Source organism: Vreelandella zhanjiangensis DSM 21076, from assembly GCF_000377665.1.
Lineage (GTDB): Bacteria > Pseudomonadota > Gammaproteobacteria > Pseudomonadales > Halomonadaceae > Vreelandella > Vreelandella zhanjiangensis.
In genome coordinates this window covers 1-22,565 of the sequence record NZ_KB898652.1, presented here as the reverse complement: position 1 = coordinate 22,565, position 22,565 = coordinate 1, and the positions used below count along the sequence as shown (strand labels likewise).

20 protein-coding genes are annotated in these 22,565 nt (G+C 57.0%); 14 read left to right on the top strand and 6 right to left on the bottom strand.

Annotation, left to right across the window (positions count from 1 at the left end):
* The 3 genes from D467_RS0113780 to D467_RS0113770 are packed head-to-tail and all read left to right on the top strand — an operon-like array spanning position 1 to position 3,084.
* A complete protein-coding gene (locus tag D467_RS0113780) occupies positions 1–1,032 on the top strand; it encodes a histone deacetylase family protein (RefSeq protein WP_018918111.1) in 1,032 nt (343 codons plus the stop codon).
* Entirely contained in the window at positions 1,029–2,144 is a 1,116-nt protein-coding gene (locus D467_RS0113775; protein WP_018918110.1) for a histone deacetylase-like amidohydrolase, read from the top strand. Before D467_RS0113780 ends, D467_RS0113775 begins: the two co-directional genes overlap by 4 nt.
* Positions 2,128–3,084, top strand: coding sequence for a branched-chain amino acid transaminase (locus D467_RS0113770; RefSeq protein WP_018918109.1), 957 nt, complete (start codon positions 2,128–2,130; stop codon positions 3,082–3,084). The genes D467_RS0113775 and D467_RS0113770 overlap by 17 nt, the downstream gene beginning before the upstream one ends.
* Before the next feature lie 26 nt (positions 3,085–3,110).
* Here the strand turns inward: D467_RS0113770 and D467_RS0113765 are convergent, their stop codons facing one another.
* From D467_RS0113765 to D467_RS0113740, 6 genes are all read right to left on the bottom strand, one after another.
* Positions 3,111–4,220 carry a pyridoxal phosphate-dependent aminotransferase gene (locus D467_RS0113765; protein WP_018918108.1) on the bottom strand — a complete coding sequence of 370 codons (1,110 nt, stop codon included), beginning with the start codon at positions 4,218–4,220 and terminating at the stop codon, positions 3,111–3,113.
* Between the two features lie 94 nt (positions 4,221–4,314).
* A complete protein-coding gene (locus tag D467_RS0113760) occupies positions 4,315–5,697 on the bottom strand; it encodes an FAD-binding oxidoreductase (RefSeq protein ID WP_018918107.1) in 1,383 nt (460 codons plus the stop codon).
* Between the two features lie 32 nt (positions 5,698–5,729).
* Positions 5,730–7,361 carry an ABC transporter ATP-binding protein gene (locus D467_RS0113755; RefSeq protein ID WP_018918106.1) on the bottom strand — a complete coding sequence of 544 codons (1,632 nt, stop codon included), beginning with the start codon at positions 7,359–7,361 and terminating at the stop codon, positions 5,730–5,732.
* A gap of 8 nt (positions 7,362–7,369) precedes the next feature.
* A complete protein-coding gene (locus D467_RS0113750) occupies positions 7,370–8,203 on the bottom strand; it encodes an ABC transporter permease (protein WP_018918105.1) in 834 nt (277 codons plus the stop codon).
* Positions 8,200–9,177 carry an ABC transporter permease gene (locus tag D467_RS0113745; RefSeq protein WP_018918104.1) on the bottom strand — a complete coding sequence of 326 codons (978 nt, stop codon included), beginning with the start codon at positions 9,175–9,177 and terminating at the stop codon, positions 8,200–8,202. The genes D467_RS0113750 and D467_RS0113745 overlap by 4 nt, the downstream gene beginning before the upstream one ends.
* 61 nt (positions 9,178–9,238) lie before the next feature.
* Positions 9,239–10,795, bottom strand: coding sequence for an ABC transporter substrate-binding protein (locus tag D467_RS0113740; RefSeq protein WP_018918103.1), 1,557 nt, complete (start codon positions 10,793–10,795; stop codon positions 9,239–9,241).
* Positions 10,796–11,010: 215 nt separating this feature from the next.
* Here D467_RS0113740 and D467_RS0113735 point away from each other — a divergent pair, with 215 nt between their 5' ends.
* From D467_RS0113735 to D467_RS0113685, 11 genes are all read left to right on the top strand, one after another.
* On the top strand, positions 11,011–11,703 hold the full coding sequence (locus tag D467_RS0113735; protein WP_018918102.1) for a GntR family transcriptional regulator: 693 nt from the start codon (positions 11,011–11,013) through the stop codon (positions 11,701–11,703).
* An 11-nt stretch (positions 11,704–11,714) separates the two neighbouring features.
* Entirely contained in the window at positions 11,715–12,758 is a 1,044-nt protein-coding gene (locus D467_RS0113730; protein WP_018918101.1) for a histone deacetylase family protein, read from the top strand.
* 73 nt (positions 12,759–12,831) lie between these two features.
* On the top strand, positions 12,832–16,497 hold the full coding sequence (locus D467_RS0113725; protein ID WP_018918100.1) for an ATP-binding protein: 3,666 nt from the start codon (positions 12,832–12,834) through the stop codon (positions 16,495–16,497).
* Positions 16,494–17,123 carry a condensin complex protein MksE gene (locus D467_RS0113720; RefSeq protein WP_018918099.1) on the top strand — a complete coding sequence of 210 codons (630 nt, stop codon included), beginning with the start codon at positions 16,494–16,496 and terminating at the stop codon, positions 17,121–17,123. The genes D467_RS0113725 and D467_RS0113720 overlap by 4 nt, the downstream gene beginning before the upstream one ends.
* Positions 17,120–18,349, top strand: a complete 1,230-nt coding sequence (locus D467_RS0113715) for a hypothetical protein (protein WP_018918098.1) — start codon at positions 17,120–17,122, stop codon at positions 18,347–18,349. Before D467_RS0113720 ends, D467_RS0113715 begins: the two co-directional genes overlap by 4 nt.
* The gene (locus D467_RS0113710; RefSeq protein WP_018918097.1) at positions 18,346–19,215 is read left to right on the top strand and encodes a DUF7281 domain-containing protein; all 870 of its coding nucleotides are present in this window, start codon (positions 18,346–18,348) and stop codon (positions 19,213–19,215) included. The genes D467_RS0113715 and D467_RS0113710 overlap by 4 nt, the downstream gene beginning before the upstream one ends.
* 293 nt (positions 19,216–19,508) lie before the next feature.
* Entirely contained in the window at positions 19,509–20,147 is a 639-nt protein-coding gene (locus D467_RS19725; RefSeq protein ID WP_026285770.1) for a DUF4145 domain-containing protein, read from the top strand.
* Positions 20,148–20,259: 112 nt separating this feature from the next.
* Positions 20,260–20,799: a GrpB family protein gene (locus tag D467_RS0113700; RefSeq protein WP_018918095.1), complete on the top strand. Its 540-nt coding sequence runs from the start codon at positions 20,260–20,262 to the stop codon at positions 20,797–20,799.
* A 101-nt stretch (positions 20,800–20,900) separates the two neighbouring features.
* Positions 20,901–21,506: a hypothetical protein gene (locus D467_RS0113695; RefSeq protein WP_018918094.1), complete on the top strand. Its 606-nt coding sequence runs from the start codon at positions 20,901–20,903 to the stop codon at positions 21,504–21,506.
* A gap of 107 nt (positions 21,507–21,613) precedes the next feature.
* Positions 21,614–22,087 carry a DUF6998 domain-containing protein gene (locus D467_RS0113690; RefSeq protein ID WP_018918093.1) on the top strand — a complete coding sequence of 158 codons (474 nt, stop codon included), beginning with the start codon at positions 21,614–21,616 and terminating at the stop codon, positions 22,085–22,087.
* A gap of 146 nt (positions 22,088–22,233) precedes the next feature.
* Positions 22,234–22,565: transposase (locus D467_RS0113685; RefSeq protein WP_018918092.1), on the top strand; the 332-nt coding region annotated here is incomplete at its 3' end.

Genomic DNA, 22,565 nt, shown 5'->3' with positions numbered 1-22,565 from the left:
ATGAAATGCTTTTACCACCCCGATCAGGCCTACCACGCGCCGCCGACCTTTCTGCTACGCGGTCAGCCTGCGCCTTCACCCGAAGGCCCGGTGCGTGCCGAGCTGCTTACTCAGGGCCTGGCAAGCGTGGGGCTTACGCTGAGCGAACCTTTAGAGGCCGATTCGCCCACGCTGCGCAAGCGTTTGGAGCAGATCCATACGCCGCGCTATCTGCAGTTTCTTGACACTATCTACACACGTTGGCAGGAACTCCCCAATGCCGCAGCGTTCGTCGCCCCTAATATTCATCCTTGTGGGGGTGGCCATCACTACCCACGCCATCCGATCGGCCAGGCCGGGTGGCACCTGCACGATATGGCCTGTCCGCTCAGCGCGACCAGCTTTCGTGGGGCGCTGGCCTCGGCAGCTACCGCTGAAGCCGCGGCAGAAGAAGTCCTGAATGGCGCGCCCAGCGCCTATGCGCTGTGTCGCCCGCCGGGCCATCATGCAGGGCCTGAACGTGCCGGCGGTTTTTGCCTGCTGAATAATGCAGGGCTTGCCGCCACCGTACTGCGCGAGCGCTATGCCAAAGTGGCCATCATTGATGTGGATCTCCACCACGGTAACGGCACCCAGGATATTTTTTACTCAAGAAGCGATGTGTGGACCGGCTCGCTACACGCCGACCCCAGCGACTTCTATCCATTTTTCTGGGGCGGTGCCGATGAAGAGGGCAGCGATGAGGGGGTCGATGCCAACGTTAACCTGCCCCTGCCGGTGGGCAGCGATGGCGAGGTGTATCTAGACGCCCTCGCCGTCTTGATTGATCACCTGCAGCGCTATGAGCCCGAAGCCGTGGTCGTCGCGCTAGGTCTGGATGCCCATAAGGATGACCCGCTAGCCGGGCTGAAGGTGGAGACCGACGCGTTTATTGAGGTCGGCAAGCGTTTGGCGGCGCTGGCGCTGCCCACGGTGATTATTCAGGAAGGTGGCTATCCGACCGAGCACCTCAGCGCTAACTTGGCCGCTTTTATGCAGGGCTTTGCGTCATGAGCACAACTGGCTTTTACTGGCATGAGCGCTGCTTTTGGCATGACCAGGGCGCGATTGGGGTGTTTTCTGCCCCCGGCGAGTTCTTGCAGCCCCAGGCCGCCTCGGAAAGCCCCGAAAGCAAGCGGCGGCTTAAAAACATTCTGGAAGTCAGCGGTTTGATCGACGAACTCCACGTGGTCAAACCGCCAGCAGCCAGCCTGGATGACCTATTGCGTTTTCACACCCCGCGCTATTTAGAGGCGCTACAGGCAGGCGACCAGGCGCAGGGCGGTAACGGCGGCGACTGTGCCCCGTTTATGCCGGGCAGTTGGGCCGCCGCTCGCCAATCGGTGGGGCTGGCTATCGCGGCGGTAGAAGCCGTGGCGCTAGGGCAGGTCAACAATGCCTATGCCCTGTGCCGCCCGCCGGGGCATCACGCGGAAGCAGATCAGGGGCGGGGGTTCTGTCTGTTAGGCAATATTCCTGTCGCGGTCATGCGCGCACGTGCCCTGGGACAGGCGAAGCGGGTGGCAATTCTTGACTGGGATGTTCATCACGGCAATGGGCAGCAGGCGGCGTTTTACACCGAGCCTGATGTGTTGACAGTTTCGGTGCATCAGGCGGCCAATTATCCGCTGGAAACCGGGCACTTTGCGGAGCAGGGCGAAGGGGCCGGTGTGGGTGCCAACCTCAACCTGCCACTGCCTCCCGGCTGTGGCCTGGGGGCTTATGAATACGCGATGGAAAGGCTTATTTTGCCAGCGCTTGAAGCCTTCGCGCCGGATTTAATCGTAGTGGCCTGTGGCTATGACGCCTGTGCCAAGGACCCGCTGGGCAAAATGCTGCTCAACAGCGCCGCTTTCGCACGCATGACGGCTCAGCTTAAGGTGCTTGCCGAGCGCTGCTGCGCAGGCAAGCTCGTCTTTGTGCACGAGGGCGGCTATTCAGAAGGCTACGTTCCGTTATGTGGCCATGCCGTTATCCAAACCCTGGCGGGCAGCGCGCTTGGCGTACCCGATCCGCAGAATGATGAAATCGCTGCCTGGGGCTATCAGGCCTTGCAGCCGCACCAGCAGGTGCTGATCGATGGCTGGCGCCAACAATGGGAGAGCATGCATGACACCGCTTTATGATCGCGACGGCTGGATTTGGCAGGACGGTGAATGGCGCGAATGGCGCGAGGCCAAGGTGCATTTGTTTACCCATACCCTACATTACGGCATGGGCTGTTTTGAAGGTGTGCGCGCCTACGCTGGCGCTACCGGTACGCATCTTTTTCGGGTGGCAGAACACACGCGCCGCCTGGCGGAAAGCGCTCATGCGCTGGATGTCCCACTGCCGTTTAGCGAAGCGGAAATAATCACCGCCCAGCGCGAGTGCCTGAGTAAAAACGGCTTGAGCAATGCCTACTTGAAACCCACCGTGTTTTTAGGCGCAGAAGGCCTGGGCCTACGTGCCCAGGGGCTGACGACCCATGTGATGGTGGCCGCCTGGGATTTAGGCCCGTATATCTCACCCCATGCCGCTACCCACGGGCTGCGTGCGCTAACGTCTTCCTGGGCACGCCATCATGTGAATATCAGCCTGTGTCGCGCCAAGACCAGCGGCCACTACGTCAACTCGATGCTGGCGCTCAATACCGCCGTGAAAGCCGGTTTTGATGAAACCATCATGCTCGACCCCGAAGGCTATGTGGCCGAAGCCTCGGCGGCTAATGTCTTTCTGCTGCGCGACGGTGTACTGCACACGCCCGAGGTGACCTCGTGCCTACAGGGGATTACCCGGGATAGCGTGATTCAGCTAGCGCAACAGATGCTGGGTATTGAAGTACGCGAGCGCAGAATTACCCGCGATGAGCTGTATACCGCTGATGAAGCTTTTTTAACCGGCACCGCCGCGGAAATACTCCCGCTGCGCGAGTTGGATGGGCGCCGAATCGGCACACGTGCGGGTGCATCACCTGTCAAAGAGTCGATTAGCCCTGATAGCGTGACAGCTCAACTGCAACACTTATATCGCCAAGCAGTACGCGGTGAGCTGGAGGAGTTCAGACATTGGTTGACCCCGGCGTAAGCCGGGATCTTAAGAGGATTGGCGTATCAAGCGTGCGCTTTAATGGCCTGTTCAAGAATCGCCAGCCGTCCAGACGTTAGAGCATCCGCCACGGCGGTAATGCGTATTACGTTGGCAAGTTCTGGATGCGCCAGCCGTGCAACCAGCACGCCTTCTGCCAGCAATTGCTGATGCACCATCGCGGCGATGTCAGCGCTGGGTAGGCGGATGCCGATAAAGTTGGTGGCACTCGGCAGCACATCGGCGCCTAAAGCGCGAAAGTGCTCGGCCAGCTGCTCGCGGCGCGCTTTTACATCAGCGACGTGCTGATTCACTTCTTCAGGGTGGTCGAGCACTACTTCGGCGGCGGCCAGGGTTAGTGTCGACACTGCATAGTGAATACGTACCTTCATCATCATGGTAAGTACGGCAGGTTCGGCGATCGCATAGCCAATGCGCAGCCCTGCTAAGCCGTGGGCTTTTGAGAGCGTGCGCAGGCGAATTACGCCGGGCAGTGCTTGGGCCGCAAACTCGCTCCCCGCATCATCACGAAAATCCCCATACGCTTCATCCAACAGTAGCCAGCAGGTGTCCGGCAGTGCCTCGCGCAGTTTGAGAATTGCGCTATCGCTATGCAGATGGCCGCTGGGGTTATCCGGATTAGCAAGATACACCAGGCGCGCGTTTTCCTGATGCGCCGCTGTGGCCAATGCTTCCAGGTCAGGCGCCAACACGCCCGGCGCTTCATGGTAACTAGGTTCAACCAGCCGACAGCCTTGCCCCTTGGCAAAATAGCCAAAGGTGGGGTAGGTGCCTGCTGTACACACGACCGTGGCGCCGGGCTCACAGGTAGTGCGCACCGCCAGTGCAATCAGGCTGTCAGCCCCGGCATCCACCAGCATATGATCAAGGAGAATGCCCTGCTGCGCGCTTAGCCGCTGGCGGACGCCCAAGGCTTCGGCATCGCCGTAGCCGTAAACGTGTTTAGCCAGGGCATCACCAAAATGCTCGCGCAGCGCCCGGTGGGGCATATCCAGGCCTTCGTTGGACCCCAACTGATGCGGGATCTCTCGGCCAAGGCGACGTTCGAGTACTTTAATACCCGGAAAGGGGTTGACCGGGCCTTCACCGGTAAGGTGCTCGGGGTAGCGAGGCATGTTGATATCCTAAAAACAGTTTCTAAAAACAGTACTAATGATTACGCCAAGACTTTTCTTGAGGTGACTTATCTGAGTACTTTATTTAAGTGCTTTATGTAAGTACTTTACCGCGATTCAGCAGGCAGTGGGGGTCAAGCGCCTGTTTGAGCGTCTGCATCAGGTCAATTTCAGCGCTGGTCCGGCAGGTGCTAAGCCAGGCGCGTTTTTCAATCCCAATACCGTGTTCCGCTGAAACGGACCCGCCCAAAGCCTGAAGCGGTTCATACACCAGCGCTTCGACGGCGCGGCGCACGTCAGGGTCATGGCTACCGACGCTGATAGAGATATGCAGATTACCATCGCCCAAATGGCCAAACACGACCAGACGGCCGTCAGGCCAGCGCTGCAACAACTGTGCTTCCAGCGTATTGGTGTAGCGCTGCATATCGATAATCGGCAGGCTGACATCAAAGGTCAGTACCGGCGCTAATCCTTTGACCAACCCTTCAATATCCTCACGGATAGCCCAAAGGCCAGCGCGCTGTGTAGCTGACTGGGCAATCACGGCATCGACGATCAATTCACGTTCCAGCGCCTGCTCCAGCGCTTCACTAAACTGTGCTTCAAGGCGCGCTTCATCACTGCCTAACCCTTCGATGATTACGTAAAAAGGGTGGTCAGCAGGAATCGGCGGGGTGTGGCGTCCTGTTGTCTCGGTGAGCAGGCGATAGTGGTTCTGCCACATGACTTCAAAGGCACCGAGGCTGCCGCCCAGCGTTTTACCCATATGGCCGAGCAGCTCGGTAAGTGCATCGAACGACGGGCAGGCGACCAGTGCTGTCTGCTCGATCGGCATGGGCGGCTGCAAACGCAGCACGGCGCGGGTCACAATGCCCAGAGTGCCTTCGCTGCCGATAAACAGCTGCTTAAGATCAAATCCAGCGTTGTTTTTCAGCATGCGATTCATGGAGCTGACCACGCGGCCATCAGCCATTACGGCTTCAAGACCCAACACCTGTTGGCGCATCATGCCGTAGCGAATAACCCGAACACCGCCAGCGTTGGTGGCAATATTGCCGCCGATGGTGCAGCTGCCCCGTGCGCCAAGGTCCAGCGGAAACTGCAGTCCTGCCTCGCTTGCCGCTTCCTGTACCCGTTGCAGCGGGGCGCCTGCCTGTACCGTCAGTGTGCCGCCGACTCGGTCTATCTCCTCAATGGCGGTCATGCGTTCAAGCGAGATCACCAGCTCATCAGGGGCGGTTTCAGCGCCGTGTACCAAACCGGTGAGCCCGCCGTGAGTGACGACGGGCTGCTTGAGTTCAAAGCAGGCGCGCATAACGGCCGCCAGCTGGTCGGTATCGGCGGGGCGTACAATAGCGCCGGCGTGGCAAAGCGCACCGGTCATCCAGTCTTCCTGGCGACTGGTCACATCATCGCCGGTGATCACATGGGCAGCGCCCACTATGTTGCGCAGTGTTTCTAGGCTTATTAGCACTGATCATCCTTAAAAATTAATGGGTCTTTCTGCTACGCGGTCGCGGCAACCGGCGCGTCGCGGCCGGGAATCGCCTCCAGCAGCGAGCGAGTATAGGCCTCGCGAGGGTGTAAAAATATCTGCTCGGCGCTTCCCTGCTCAACAATACGGCCATGCTGCATCACCACGATACGATCGCAAATCTGCGCGGCGACACGTAAATCGTGGGTGATAAACAAAAGCGATAGCGACAGGCGCTGTTTGAGTTCTTCAAGCAGTTCCAGCACCTGTGCCTGGATCGATACGTCCAGCGCCGAGACGGCTTCATCGGCAACGATCAGTTCGGGGTTAAGGGCCAAGGCGCGTGCAATGCCTATCCGCTGGCGCTGACCACCGGAAAATTCGTGAGGGTAGCGCTCAACGGCGCTGGCGCCCAGGCCGACCATATCTAATAGCTCACCTGCCTGCTTAAGGGCCTGTGCTTTAGGCGTACCGTTGGCGATCGGCCCCTGGGCAATCGCCATGCCCACCCGGGTGCGCGGGTTAAGCGAGGCATAAGGGTCCTGAAAAATCATCTGCACCCGATGACGTTCACGGCGCAGGGCATCGCCTTTAAGCTGCGATAGGTTAACACCATCCAGCAGCAGCTCGCCGTCATCCGGGTGCTCCAATCGCACCACGCAGCGCCCGAGCGTTGATTTACCCGAGCCGGATTCGCCTACAATGCCCACCGTTTCACCCCGGGCCAGGGTGAGTGAAACGTCATCCAGCGCGCGCACTTCACGAGACGCTTTAAACCACCCCCCGCGGGAGCGGAAGACCTTATTAAGCCGTTTGATGTCGAGCAGCGGGGCAGTGGTGTTCGCCTCTCGATGGGGCGGCACGGCATTGCTGGGAATAGCGGCAATCAGCGCTTGGGTATACTCGTTCTGAGGATTCCCCAGCACCTCGCTGGCTTCGCCGATTTCGACAATCTGGCCGTGGCGCATCACGCAAACACGGTTGGCTATCTCGGCCACCACGCCAAAATCATGGGTGATAAACATTACCGCCATGCCGCGGCGGCGTTGCAGATCGCGAATCAGCTCAAGAATCTGCGCCTGGGTGGTGACATCCAGCGCTGTGGTTGGCTCATCGGCAATCAATAGTACCGGTTCCAACGCCAGCGCCATGGCAATCACCACCCGCTGGCGCTGCCCGCCGGAAAGCTCAAAAGGGTAGGCGCGGATGGCCTTCTCGGGCTGGGGAATTCCCACCTCAATTAAAAGCTCCAGAGCACGGGCTTGGCGCTGCTTAGGCGTGAGCTTGCCGTGGGCCTCGAAGACCTCGGCAATTTGCGCCCCGACGCGCATCAACGGGTTGAGCGCGGTCATGGGTTCCTGAAAAATCATGCCGATCTTTAGCCCGCGCAGCGCCCTATGCTGCTTTTCGGTCAAGGTGATGAGGTTTTGTCCCTCGAAAATAACCTCTCCCTGAACGGGCCGAACGCCCTTGGGCAGCAGCCCCATGACCGTATTGGCAGCCATGGATTTGCCCGAACCCGACTCACCCACCACGCACATGATTTCGCCGCGCTTAACGTCATAACTGACGTCTTCAACCGCGAGAGCCCGGTCGGCGCCCTTGGGGAGTGCCACGCTAAGCTGACGGATACTCAGTACGGTCTCTGTCGCTGTATCAGACATAAAAGCTCCTAGCGCTCGCGGGAAAGTTTGGGGTTTAAGGCATCGTCCAAGCCTTCGCCCACTAGATTAAGCGCCAGTACGGTCAACAGAATGGCCACGCCGGGGAAGAAACTTAGCCACCACGCCTGACGAATCACGGTGCGGGCCGCCCCAATCATATAACCCCACGACATCACGTTAGGATCGCCCAACCCAAGAAACGATAGGGAGGATTCCAGCAAAATGGCGGTGGCCACCATCAGCGATGCCAGCACAATAATCGGGGAAAGCGTATTGGGCAGGATTTGGCGCAATATGATGGTGCTGTTGGTTTGCCCTACCAGGCGGGCCGCTTCTACATACTCGCGATGGCGCAGCGACATAAATTCAGCGCGTACTAGGCGAGCCACGGGAGGCCAGCTCACCAGAGCGATGGCAAGCACTATAGAGGTAACGCTGGGCTGCATAATGGCGACCAGCACAATGGCCAGAGCAAAGTTGGGGATGGTCTGAAAGAACTCGGTGAAACGCATCAGAATGTCATCAATCAACCCGCCGTAATAGCCTGCAATGGCGCCTAACGGAACGCCAATCAACAGCGCCACGCTGGTGGATACCAAGCCTATCAGTAGCGATACCCAGGCGCCATGCATCAGGCCTGCGGCCACGTTGCGGCCCATGGTATCGGTGCCTAGCGGGAAACCATCCTGAGACATGGGCGGCAGGAAGGGGCGTTGCACCATGCGCCAGGGCGATTCAGGAAACAGTAGCGGGGCAAGAATCGCCATAGCGATAATCATCAGCAGGATAATCAGCCCCACCAGGGCGCCACGGTTCTGCGCAAAGCGTGCGAAAAAGCTCATGAGGCCCCCTTGATACGCGGATCAGCCAAGCGGTACACCAGGTCGGTAATAATATTGAAGACGATGACCAGGGCGGCCGAGAAGAAGAAAATGCCTAATAGCAGGTTGTAGTCACGCTGTTGAAGCGCCTCGAACATCAGCCGGCCGATGCCTGGCCAGGCAAATACGGTTTCTGTCAGAATCGCACCGCCCACCATTTGCCCTGCCTGCAAGCCTGCCAGAGTGATAATGGGAAGCAGCGCATTACGCAACACGTGGCGGCGCTGGATAATCCCCGGTTTCAAGCCCTTCGCCCGGGCGGTTTTAACGTAGTCCTGCTGAGCGGCGTCCAGCATGGATGTGCGGGTCATGCGGGTATAGATCGCCATAAAGAACAGCGCAAGGGTGGTGGCGGGGAGTATCAGATGTTTAGCGACATCCAGTATCAGGGCAAAACCGGTGTAGCCAGCGCCCACCGTATAAAAGCCGTAGGCCGGTAGCCAGTCTAGATAGACGGAAAACACCAGCACCGACATCAACGCGACCCAGAATAGCGGTGTGGCGTAGAACACCAGCGCCAGCGCCATAATGATCGAGCCGGAGGGTTTTTTAACCCGCGCTGCGGCCATCGAGCCTGCGATAATGCCCAGTACCAGCGAGATCAGAAAAGCCGTGCCGGTGAGCAGTAAAGTGGCAGGTAGCCGCGCCATGATCAGATCAAAAACCGGGACGCCAAGCCGATACGAGTAGCCGAAATCGAGCATCGCGATACCCGAGACATAGCGCCACAGCTGAACATACATGGGCTGGTCGAGCCCGAAGCGCTCGCGCAGCTGGTTGAGAAACTCCTGATCGGCGGCGCCCGCTTCACCGGCCAGAATGGCAGCGGGGTCGCCAGGGGCCAGCTGAATGAGCAGAAAATTAAGAATAACGATCAAGAACAGCACTATCACGGCTTTGAAAAGCCGCATGATAATTAAGCGGGCATAGAGCATGAGCATTTCCCTGACAGCAATAGAGCGCCCAGGCAGCTTGCGCTACCTGGGCAGGCTTGGCTTAGCGGTCTAGCCAGGCATCCCTGAAGCCTTCGTTCAGCCCTACGCTAGAGTTGACGAGATCTTTCACATCACAGCGGTAGAGGGTCGGAAAGCCCAGTTCCATCAGCCAGCCAACGGGCACATCCTCATGCAGGATCTCTTGCACCTCTTTATAGAGCGCTTCGCGCTCTTCATCCGGGTAGGCGGTAGCGGCTTCGTTGAATAGCTCATCAACACGCTCATTTTCATACCCTTCCACGTTATTCCAGGGTGACCCCTTGGCAATATTGTCAGAAAGGTAGGTACGTGAAATCCCCAGCGCCGGATCGCCGTACTGGTACAGGTAGGTAAAGGCGAGATCGTAATCCCAGTCGCCCAGGCGCTGGTTCCAGCCGCCAACGTCGGTGGCTTGCGTGCGAACGTTGATACCTACTTCACGCAGGTTCTGTTGCACGGCCTCGGCCCAGCGAGTCCAGGTTTCGCCGTAAGGCAGCGGCAGGATAGTGACTTCTTCGCCGTCGTAACCCATTTCCTCCAGCAGCTCACGGGCGCGCTCAGGGTTATAGTCGTAAGGTTCCAGCGTGTCATCCTGGAAACGAGCATTGGAGCCGAAAGCCGAGAGAGGCACTTTGCCTAAACCATTCCACAGGACATTACGGGCAAACTCCCGGTCCATGGCGTACATCACCGCCTGGCGAAAGCGTTTATCGGCCGTGGGGCCTTCGCGATTGTTCATCCAGAGCATGGAGTAGGGGCTAAAGTACTCATGGCCTTCTTCGGTGACACAGACGTTATCCATTTCGGATAAGCGCGGAATATCGAAGTTTTCGACGGTGCCGCTGGGCAGCACATCAATCGTGCCGTTTTCAAAGGCCACCGCACGCGAACCGCCGTCGGGAATAATGTGCCAGTTGACGCCATCAAGGTAGGGCAAGCCCTCTTCGTAATAGTCGTCGTTTCTGACCAGCTCAATCACCGTACCACGCTCCCAGTTGGCAAACTTAAACGGGCCAGTACCGATAGGGTGGTCGTTATGTTCGTTGTTGCGGAAGTCGGTGCCTGCGTAAAGGTGTTCCGGCACCATGGTGAAAGTGCCCGCTTCAAAGGAAATGAGGAACGGCCCGAAAGGCTCGACCAGGGTGAACACTACCGTATGCTCATCGGTGGCTTCGATGCTTTCCACATGCTGCAAAACAGCCCGCGCACTAGGGTTTAGCTCGCGGTGAAAAACATCGGCAGAGAAGACGACGTCGTCAGCAGTGAATGGCTCACCGTCATGCCAGGTAATGTTGTCACGAAGGTGGAACGTATAAGTACGGCCGTCATCGCTGACATCCCAGGACTCGGCCAGTTGGGGAATAGGTTCCAAATCGGTGGTGTAACGCAGCAGGCCTTCATAAATATTACCGGCCACGACCCGGGTGGGGGCGTTTTGGATCATGCCCAATACCAAACCAGGCGGCTCCGGCTGAACGATGGTATTAACGATGCCGCCCTGTTTAGGGTCGTCGGCTAGTGCGGTAGTCGTAAACGCGAGTGCTGCAGCGGAAATTGCCAAAGCTAAAGGGTGTTTCATTGTTCCTGCTCCTCGGTTATTAGTACGTAATTAAATTTACGTTATCGTTAGGCGAGCGAGGCGTCGTATTGCTAAAGCCCGATTGTGTTGGTTATTAGGGGCTGTTTTGACCATAGCATCGGTTTATAAAACTGTCGACAGTCGGCAGTCGTCCATCGACAGAATGCTTTTTTACGTCATACTGAAATACGCAATAATTTTTATGAGTAATGTCGATGGCCTTATCAACCGTGGCTCCCAAGGCCTTTATTCAACATCAGAACCTGGTTGAGCAAGTTGCTGACTATTTGACCCAAGCGATTATTCAGCAACACTTTTTGCCTGGTGAACGCCTTTCGGAAGTACAGCTTTCCAAAGATTTAGGGGTGAGCCGCGCCCCGGTGCGTGAAGCAGCCAGGCTGCTTGAAAGCCGGGGGCTTTTGATCTCCAAACCACGCCGCGGCTTTTTTGTCAGGGCGTTGAACGCCGTTGAATTTGAAGATGTCTTCGATCTACGCCTGTGCCTTGAACGTCACGCTATTGAACGCCTCGCCGAGCGCTATAGCGTTGAAGCCCAGCGCGCCCTGGAGCAGCAGGTAGAGGTGCTGTGTGAAGCCGCTCTTGGCAATGATGAGACGCGCCGAATCGAGGAAGACCTGCAGTTTCATCGCTTGATGCTGCACTACGCGGGCAACGAACGCCTGCTAAAGGCATTTGATGGGCTAACTCACGAGCTGCGCCTATGTATCGCCTTGATTACCAAAACTCATGACGCGCCGGACACTATTGCCACCAGCCATTTCAAACTGCTCGAAGCGCTGGCAAGCGGCAGCCCCGCGGCCTGCCGGGAAGCGATTGACTACCATATCGGTGTAGCACGAAAGTTTGTTGTGCGCGGCGTCGGGGAGCCAGGAGAGCCAGGGAGCTAGGAGAGTCAACGATGAAGACGTTTTACCACGTCGAACAAGCACTTCATCATCCGCAGACCTACTTCTCGCGGGGGAAAATGCGTACGCCCCAGGAGGTGCCTGAACGCACCATGCACCTGCTAGCGGCGGCCAAGCGGTTTGGGTTTGATGTGCAGCCACCGGTGGATTATGGCGTGGCGCCGCTGAGAGCCGTGCACTCACTGGCTTATCTGCGCTTCCTGGAGAGCGCCTATTCCCGTTGGCGCGCTCTGGGAGAAGACTGGGGCGAAGAGGTGATCTCTAACATCTTCGTCCGCTCGCCTAACGCCCTACGCGGTATTTTGGCGGAGGCCGCGCGTTACTTGGCAGACGGTAGCGCGCCAATAGGCCGCGATACCTGGCAATCCGCCTACTGGTCCGCCCAGAGCGCGGTCGCCGGTGCCGAGGCGTTATTAACGGGCGAGCGGTTTGCCTATGCGCTATCGCGCCCGCCTGGCCATCATGCAGGCATCGACTCGGCGGGTGGCTTCTGTTTCCTCAACAATGCAGCCATTGCGGCTCAGCATCTTACCTCGCGCTTTGCGCGTATCGTCGTGCTCGACCCGGACATGCACCACGGCCAGGGCATTCAGGAGATTTTCTATGCGCGTGACGATGTAATGTATATCTCGATCCACGGCGATACCACCAACTTCTACCCAGCCGTCACCGGCTTTGAGAGCGAACGCGGCGAAGGTGCCGGGTTGGGCTATAACCTCAACTTGCCAATGCCCCATGGATCAAAGGAGTCGGTATTTTTTGAGCGCTTGGACGAAGCCTGCCAAGCCATTCGGCTGTTTGAGCCTGACGCGATCGTATTGGCGCTGGGGTTTGATATTTACGAGCGCGATCCACAAGCCAAGGTTGCCGTCTCCACCCCAGGGTTTGCAGAGCTTGGCCGCCGGATGGCGGGTTTGAATCTACCCACGCTGGTAGTACAGGAGGGCGGCTACTACCTAGAAGGATTAGAGGCTAATGCGGTAAGTTTCTTTGAGGGATTGCTGGGCACACAGCAACGCTCGCCGCTAAACGTGTGAGAAGAGTAGGACAAGCCATTCAGGTGTCTGGCAAGATAGTCGCTTTCGAATTTCTATCGATCAAGGACACGGCATGGCCCACCTGCTACGCATCGTGATGATTCACGGCCACCTGGAAGGCGTGGTTGAACTCAGTGTGGACGGCCACACCAATATTTGCGGCACCAATGCTTCGGGTAAAACCACGCTTCAGCGCCTGGTGCCGGTGTTTTACGGCGAACTACCCAATAAGGTGGTGCCCAAAACGCGCATGAAGTTTGATGCGTTTTACCTGCCGCATCGCAATAGCTACTTGGTGTATGAATACCGCCGCGAGGCTGGCAACATCTGCCAAGCGGTGCTGACCCGCAAAGCCGAAGGCGGGGTGGAGTATCGCTTTGTGGGCGGGCCGTACCAGCCGGAAGATTATCTGGTGGAGAGCGAGGCGGGCGTGGCCGCACTCGACTACACCCAGTGGGCCAGTGGCCTGCGCCGAAGCGGCACGCCGGTATCGCCCAAGCTCGGTGCTACGTCTGAATTCCGCTCGGTTATCCAGAACGACTTTACCCAGCTGCACGGCAATAGCCGCGATGGCCTCAAGCTTCGCCAGATCGCCGCGCAGTTTAGCCTGGTCAAACCCGAGCGGCGCATTCGCCATATCGAAAAGCTGGTGTCAGCGGTACACGCCAAAGAGGGCAAGATGGATACCCTCAAAACCATGCTGGCGGCGATTTTCGAAGAGGATGGCGTTGAGCTGCCGGTCACACGGATTCGCAACACCAAGGCGCGCGAATGGATTGCCCAGATGCGCCAATCCATGCGCCTGGAGCCTTTACAGGCGTCGCTTGCCCGGCTTGCCGGGATTGATCGCGAGCTTGCCCATTTGGATGCCACCCTCTGGCAATTAAAGCCTCAGCTTGAAGATGATCGCCAGCAGGCCGAGCGGCGCATGGCCGATGTGGATGCCGAGCTTGCCCGCCATCAGCGCGATTTTCAGCAGCGGGAAAGCGACTACGCCCAGGCGCGGGACGAGCTCAACGATCGCCACAGCGAAGTGGTCAGCGATTTACAGCAGACCCAGCGCCGCCTCAATGATCTGCAAACCCAGTACGAGCGCTATTTCGAGGCGGATATGCCCGCCCTGGAGCGCGATATCAATGCGCTGCCCCAATGGCGCGAGCAGCGCGATCAGCTGCGTGCCCACCTGAACGTCATGCAGGATGCGGTAAAAGAGAGCCAGGCGCGGCTTGATGGGCGCCTGCGCGAACTTTCCGAGGCCCTGGCCCGCCAGACCGGTGAAGCACAGGAATTGATCGACGCCCTGGTAGAAGAGAAAGCCCTGCGCCGTGAACAGCACTGGGAGGCCGAGCAGAAGCTTAATGAGCGCTACCAACAGGAGCGTCAGCGCCTAGAAGGCGAGTATCAGGCCCAGCTTGAATTGGGCGTTGAGCAGTTGGCCGAGCTAAAAGCCCAGCTCTCACTTTCAACACAAACCGCCGAAGAAGCTGCTGATGCTGAGCTTGCCCAGGCACGGCTGGACCAGGCCCAGCAGGAGCGTAACGCATCGGCCGCGACGCTAGATGGCCTGCGCCGCGAGTTTGAAAGCAACCGCCGCGCCCGGGACGACGCCGAGCAGCAACTGGTTCAGCTTCGCCAACAGCTTGAGCGCGCCGAACAGCGCAGCTACGCGCTCTACCAGCAGCGTGACCCCGAGCAAGGCAGCCTGCGCCATTTTCTGCGCTATCACCGCCCCGGTTGGGAGCAGCAGTTAGGCAAAGTCATTGCCCCGGAGCTTTTGGAGCGGCGCGATTTAGCGCCTCGATTAGCCGACGGCGGCGGCGACGACCTGTTTGGGCTGGCGCTGGATCTCTCGGCCATTGCCTTGCCTGATTACGCTCAGGACGAAGCCACGCTGCTCGCCGCCATCGAAGAAGCAGATAGCGCCAAACGGCGCGTTCAGGCAGAGTGCCAAGCGGCCGAGAAAGCGCTTAAACAGCATAACGAGCGCGTCCAAAAAGCCGATGAAACTCAAGATCAAAGCCGTATGGCCCACAAGCGTGCCGAGCAGGAAGTTGAGTTTGCCCTTGAAGCGCGCCGTCAGCAGCAAGAGCGCCACACCAAACATCAACAGGAGCGCCGCGCCGCGCATCAAACCGCGTTAGCTCGCCAGGAGCAGGCACAAGCTGAGCTGCGTGAAGAGAAACAGCAAGCTCTAACAGCGCTGGGTGAAACCCATCAAGGCCAGCTGCTGGAACTCAAAGCCGACGGCCAAAGCCAGCTGGACAGCCTGGATGCTCAGCTGCGCCAGTATAAGCAGCAGCTAAGCGATGCCAACACCGAACACCAGCGTCAGCGGGCAGAGCTGGAAGAAGCCTTTAGCCAGGAACTGGCCGAACAGGGCGTCGACCCGGCAAAGCTAAAAGATACCAAGGCGCGCCTGGCAAGCCTGGAGGAACGCATCCGCGTTACCGCCGCCCGGCAGGATGAACTCACCGAATACACCCGCTTTATGCGCGTGGAGTGGGGGCAGCACAAGCCGCAGCTGGTTGCCCAGGAAGCCGAGCTGGAGCAAGCCGAACAGCAGCTTCAACGCGATAAAGAGCGCTTGAAAAACGACTTTCAGGCCGCGCGCAAAACCCACCAAAGCACGGTAAGTACGCTTAAAGCGAAGCGCGAGAGTGAACACGCCAGCCTGGAAGCCTTAAAGCCTCTGCTGACCCAGTTGGAAGGCCTGGCCATTGAACCCGATGGCCAGGCCCCGGCGGCACCGCTTGGCGATGTGGACGAGCGCATTGAGCGCGCCCGCCAGGCGTTGGGCAATCGCCACCAGCTCATCGAACAGCTGCGCCGTGGCTGCCTGGACGTTGAAAGCCAACTGATCAAAGACGCCAGCAGCGGCTTTGCCGAAGCGCTGGAGAGCGAGCGCAGCAAGCTGCAAAGCGACAACCCGCGCCTACAGCTGCCGCTCCTGCGCGACATGCTCAAACTGCTTGAAGACCAACAGCAGCAGTTGATTCAGGAAGGCCGCAACCTGAGCGACGACCTGGATAAGTTCTTTACCGTATTCCGTGATTTGAACCGACGCATCAGCGCCCAGAGCCGCCGGCTTTCGGAAGAAGTCGCCGACGACCTGCGCCTGGAAGGCATCACCAAGGCCGAAGTGCGTATTCAGTCCACCATTGATGAGCTAGGTTTCTGGGAGCCGCTGAAGCTGTTTGCCCAGCGCTATAAAGAGTGGCGCGAATCCGGCCAGACGCTGCCCAGCGACGACTACCTGAACACCTTGGCGGACGTGGTCGATTTACTGCGCAGCGACCAGCAGTACAGTTTTGAGAGCCTGCTGCGTCTGGAGCTGCACCTGAACGAAGGCGGCACGGATCTTGTGATTAAAAACGACCGCCAGCTGCTGGAGTCGTCCAGCCACGGTATGGCGTACCTGATTCTGTGTAAATTTCTTCTCGCGTTTACCCGCCTGCTGCGCGGCGACGCGGACATCGCCATTCACTGGCCCATCGATGAGATCGGCACGCTGGCCTACCACAACGTCGAAAAACTCTTTGATGCCTGCGACAGCAACCGCATTCATATTGTCGGCGCGTTCCCTAACCCTGAGTCCGACGTGTTGCTGCTGTTCGCCAACCGCTACCTGATCGACCGTGATCAAACCAACTCCAATAAGCGAGTGTTAAAACGCATTGAACCGCGCCTGAGCCGCCTAGCCGAGCGGCTCCAGGAACGTCAGCAGGAGGTGACGGCATGATCGAACATGGCCCACTGCTTGAGCGGTTACTCGCCGGGGAGTTTATCTGCCCGGTCAGCGATGAAAGCGGCTATCGCCACTTGAGCAACGAAGAGACTCGCGAGGAGATCGATACCTACCTGCGGCCGCTTAACCGCCGCCTGGCCAGCAATGAAGAGGGCAGCGTGTATTTTCTGGCCTGGCGACAGCTCAATGACAGCGCTCGGGATCAGCTCTCCCGCCAGCTAGGCGAAACGCTCAACAGCCTGCTGCCGCTGCTGGAGTGGCTGCAGCTAGTTCAAGAGGCGCTGGGCCGCGATACCCTGGCCGCCCCCGGCGATGTGCTCAAGCCAGCCGAATTCAGCGCCAAGTGTGAAGACAATCAAAGCTTGCGCGAGCGTCTGGAACGCCTGGCCACCGACAGCTTTTTTGGCTCGCAAAGCGACCAGCTGGATGCCCAGGTAAAGCAGGTCTTCAAGCGCCTGAAAGAGCACGGCTACCTGCTTCAGCCGCATTCCGAGCGCCAGGTATTTGTGATCACCGGCAAGATCGATTACCTGGTGGATCTGGTGCGCTTTATTCGCGATGAAGAGAACCTGCCGATTGATGCCGAAGGAGAAGAAGGCACACAGGAGGCCCTGTTGTGAGCGAGTTGGAGAGTCGCCTGCTCAAAACAGGCGCTGAGCGCCTGGCGCTACTGGGCAAGCATTCTGAAACGCTGATGCAGGCCTACACCCGCGATGAAGTGCCGCTGGAATCACTCAGCGATAGCGCGCTGCGCAAGATGTTGGCAGCGCGCATTTTGTGGCGCCCGGATGAGCAGAGCGGCGTGAAGCTTGCCCCAAAGGTACGCGAGCTGATCGCCGAAATGCTTGCCGATGAAACCCGCCGCCATGTGAATGCCGACGTAGCGGAAACCCTGGAGCTGATTCGCGCGCTGGTACACAGCTACCGCGAGGCGCGCAGCCGTGGCGAGCACTGGCGGCTGGAGCAACAGCTAATGCGCCTGCGCCAGGAAGTCGACGACCTGAACGGGCGCTTTGCCGATGCCATCGACAGCTTATGGCAGCGGCTGAATAGCGATTTTGGTTTCGTCAGCCAGCTCAACGATAAAATCCGCGAAAACGACCGCGCCCAGAAACAGATCGCAAGGCTTCTGGACGGCCTGGCGCTAATTAACTTTGACGAGTTGATAGAGCTGGTAGGCAGCGACGGCAGCCTGCGTAAACTGTTGATCAGCCAGCTTCAGCAGCAGTTAAGCCACCACTACACCGGTTTGCGTGAAGTGCAGCGGCGCTTGATCGAACTGATGGCGCGCTTTCGCAAACAGCAGGCGCGCAGCCGCCTGATCAGCGGCATGGCCGCGTTTATGCGCGAGCACCCAGGCTTTGTGCCCGGTAACTACGCCCGGCGCAGCGATGTACCAGGGCTGGTCAACCAAGCCGCCCCGCTAAACGCAGCCGCCGCCCCGGCGCTGGATCGCAACCTGGAGTGTCAGGTACTCGCCGACCTGCTGCACCAACTACCCCAGCCGCGCCACACCACGCAAACGGTAGAAGCCGCCGCCCCCGCCCAAGCGCAGGAAAGTAGCCTGGCCGCCGCCCGCCAACAGGCGCTCAAGCAGGATGTGGAGCACTTCTATTTAAGCGTGATCGATCAGCCCCAGGCGAAGCCGGTCAGCGCCCTTGAATACCTGCACCAAAGCCCGCTGGAGTGGCCGGATGAGATCTGGCTATTCCAGGTAATTGCCGAGTACCAGGGCTTGCCGCGCAGTGACCAGCGGGCGTTCAGGCTCAAACAGCAGGAGAGCCAGGCCAGCCGCTTCAATCACCTGCGCCTGATTCACGACGTTGAACTGACGCTTGCCGTATGAACCTATCAGGCCGTGCGCGTAATAGGCTGAACGACGTCGCCCGAGAACTTCTCCGCCAGCCCACGGTGGAAAAGCCCCGTGGCCAATGGGTAAACGACGTGGTGGCCTGGTGCCATCAGCACGATATTGACCTGGCCACGCGCATTAACGGCAAAACGCTGCGCTTTGACGCCACGTTGCTGGCGCAGATAAACGATGTATTAGATAGCGCCCGCATAGCCCCGCTAGGCCGCTCACTCAGCGGCCTGACCAGCAGCGCCCAGGCCAAGGAGGGCGTAGAAGAAGACAAAGCCAACCGCGAAAGCCCCCGCGCACGACGAGTGCTCGTAAGCTTTCCGCCTCAGCCAATAGCGGGGCTTGCCATTGAGCCACGCGCTATTCGCGATGTGGATGTACAAACACTAAAGCTGAGCGCATTCAGCGCCATGATTCAGGTCGAAAACCTGGACAGCTTCTATGAGTTTTCGCCAGACCTTCCAGCACTAAGCGGCTACATCAACCCGCTGGTCGTCTACCGTGGCGACAGCCACTACGGTGGCGGCTTTGCCTTACTGGCCGAGGCCTGGCATAAAACCCAACGGCCGCATATCTACGCCGGTGACTTCGATGTTAAAGGCGTGACGCTAGCGCTGGATAGCAACGCCACTCACTTGTTATTGCCCGGCATCGAATGGCTCACTCAACATGCCACGCCGCTGCACGTGCCTGCTGAGCAGTTTCCCTATCAGCGCAGGCTACGCAAGCACTTTGCCGCGTTGCCATTCGCTCATCCATTGCGCGACTACCTGACGTTGTTGTTGGAAAATCAGCGGGGGCTTAAGCAGCAGTGGTTTGGCGGGCAGATGGTGTGTGTGGGGCTGGTGTAATGGCGTGCCTATTTATCGCGAGACCCATGTATTGTGCCCTTAAACTGCATGCGCATTGCTGAGTGGTACGCCAGCGGCAGTATGATTGAAACCGGCAAAACGCGCAGGCACGCGAATTTTGAATATATAGCCAAATTTTGCTTTGCTGCCAGCAGAAACAATGGGGTAGAGTCAAAAGAGGTGGCTACATAACCTCAATGAATGTGCGGTCGCGTTTATTGGGGTTATGCAGCCTTCCATATAATCACTGTTAAGTGCCTGTATGTTCTGCAACAAGGAGTATCAAAAAGATTATGAGCAAATATTATCCTCCAACTTTTGAGGAAGAAAAGTTTCACTGTATTCTATGTGGTGTGTTCGCACAGCAAAGCTGGACAACCCTCCAGTGGAGTAACTACAGTCGCGCATACAATACAGACTTTTCCTTTAGCAAGTGTTCACACTGTAATGAGAAGTCATTTTGGTATAACGATCGCATGATAGTTCCTTCAGAAGCACCAGTACCACCACCTCATCTAGATTTGCCTGAGTCTTGTAATACTGAATATGATGAAGCTCGCGACATTGTTGCTCGCTCTCCAAGAGCTGCTGCTGCCTTGTTAAGGTTATGTGTACAAAAACTAATGTCTGAGCTTGGAGAAATAGGCAAGAATATCAATGAAGATATCGGCTCTTTAGTTAAAAAGGGGCTGCCAGTAGAAGTGCAGCAAGCTTTGGATTACTGCCGTGTTATTGGTAACAATGGAGTTCACCCTGGTGAGATAGAATTAACCGATAATCCTGAAATTGCCCATAGCCTATTTGAAATGATCAATTTTATCGTTGAAGACCGTATTTCACGTCCCAAAAAAGTCGCAGAGTTATACGGTAAGCTACCGCAAGGAGCTTTGAAAGCGGTTGAAAAAAGAGATTTAGTCGCAAAAGGCACTTAACAAGCCAATCAATAAGGACAAAATACGGCTGGCTATCTCGCTGCGCTCGTATTTTAGCCAACCAAATTTTGCCTGTTATTAGGGGCGTTATGTTGTAAAGAAATGGTGAGTCGTGGACGAAGAAGAATCACTCAACAGAGCAATTTATGAGGAGGTGGCTATTTTTCCGTATGACACGGGGTGGCCGCTTATATTTCAAGAAGAGCGCGACCGCCTCCTTCATCTGTTTCCTGGTAGCTTTTTGGCGATTGAACATATTGGAAGCACAGCTGTGCCAGGCCTTTCAGCCAAACCTATCATCGATATCCTGGCGGGGGTAGATGCGATGTCACGCGCTGATGCTCTGATGGAACCGTTGTGTCAGGCAAAATATACGACATCAATGGAGTTCAACGCCTCATTAACTGGGCGACGCTGGCTTATGCGGTGGGCTGGGGGACGTCGAACACACCATTTGCACCTTGTAGTTTACGGTAGCGAAGAATGGCAACAACGGTTGGCTTTCCGCGACAAACTCTGTACCAATGCTGAGATAGCAGCGCATTATGAGCACAATAAGCGGGTATGGGCGGCTGAATTCAGGTCGGATAGAGAGGCCTATACTGCGGCGAAGGGTGATTTCATACGGGGAACTCTGAGCAGGGCAACATAACCATGCCAAGCACAGCGACAGCTTTTACGTTGCGGCTTCGCCTTCCCTACAAAGCCGCGCGTGTTGGCGGCGTTATGTTCTGTGCAACATAGAGGAATCCTGTGAAGCATCTTTATGAGTCCGATAAGATCGAAATTATCTCAAGAATAGAGTCGCTCCTCGCTACAATAGAAGGCAGGCTGTTGCCAACATTTGATGCGATAGAGAATGAGGCAAAGAACGTCGAGGAAGAAGAGCTAGCTCGGTTGAGTAGAAACTTTGATCCGGACCGCATGGACGAGGCGGAGGTCTACGAGAGGGCTTTCCATGCAGGGGTAGAGCATTACTCCGTTCACTCTGACATGAAGCGTGAATTCTTGAAATCTTCGGCAGTATGGCTATTTCATCTCTTTGAGAAGGATTGCACCTATATATTTAATACGGAAGACGGAAACGAGAAGAAAAGAGTTCTATCTCAGTTGTGTTTAGATATATCGGATAGTTCCGATTGGTTTAAATGTAATCGGGAGCTCAGGCTCTTGGCAAACGCCATCAAGCATGGCGCCGGAAACTCCTTAGATAAATTGAAGGAGGTTCGGCCAGACCTGTTTTCGGAAAAGTTTTCAATGTTTTCTGACGATAAAGTTGAGCTGAGTTCTGGGGATATTTCAGGCTACGGCGATTCAATGAAGAAGTTTTGGATGTCATTCTTTGATGCAGCGCTGTAGGGAATGCAAACATAACAAGTGCAGGCACGGCGACGCCTACTACATTGCGCCTTCGGCTCCATTTCGTAGGCGCGCATGCTGCAAGCGTTAACTAGACAGGAGAGCAAGTGCCGCTTAAAGAATTAACAGTGAAGGAGCTTTTGCAGTTACACGCATCTGCAACTAATGAGCTGAATGCCAGAGGGGTGGTTAGAACTCATAATAACCCAGTTGGTGATTATACGGAGTGGCTGGTGGCAAGGGCATTGGACCTTGAGCTTCAATCAAACTCCAAGGCGGGCTATGACGCTGTTGGTAAGGATGATGCGCGCGTACAGATCAAAGGTCGTCGTGTTACGCCTACAAATAATTCACGCCAGCTAAGCGCGATCAGGAAGTACGCGGAGAAAGGTTTTGACGTACTCGCAGCGGTGATTTATGACGAGCGTTTTAACATCATTGAGGCGTTGTTGATCCCACACGAGGTTGTGGGGGAATACGCTTCATACCGTGCGCATGTGAATGCCCACATTTTGATTCTGAAAGGGCCCATTTTAAGTGACCCAAGAGTCCAATCCATTAAAGAGATCGTGTGCAGCTAACCAGGCCATTCACGGCGAAGCCTACTGCATTGCGGCTTCTTCTTCATTATTTAGCCGCGCGTGCTGAGCGGCGTTGAGGCTGTAGAAAAACCCCGCTGATGGCCAGGTTTTGGTAGGATCGAGGAAACAGACGAGGAGTGGTCAGCATGCCGCGCTTCAAGGCTTATAACTACGATCAGAACGCCATGGTGGTGATCAACTACCAGGATCAGCTCCAGCCAGGTACTTTTGAACACGCCGTGCACTACCTGATCGAGCACAAGCTCGACCTATCCGTTTTCCATCCCAAGTACCGCAACGATGCGACTGGTCGGCTGGCCTATGATCCGGCTATCCTGCTCAAGATTATCCTGTTTGCTTACTCAAAAGGCATCACCTCCAGTCGTGAAATGCAATGGTGCTGCGAGACCAACATCATTTTCAAAGCCCTTTCCTGCGATACCGTTCCCCACTTCACCACATTGGCCAGCTTCGTCAG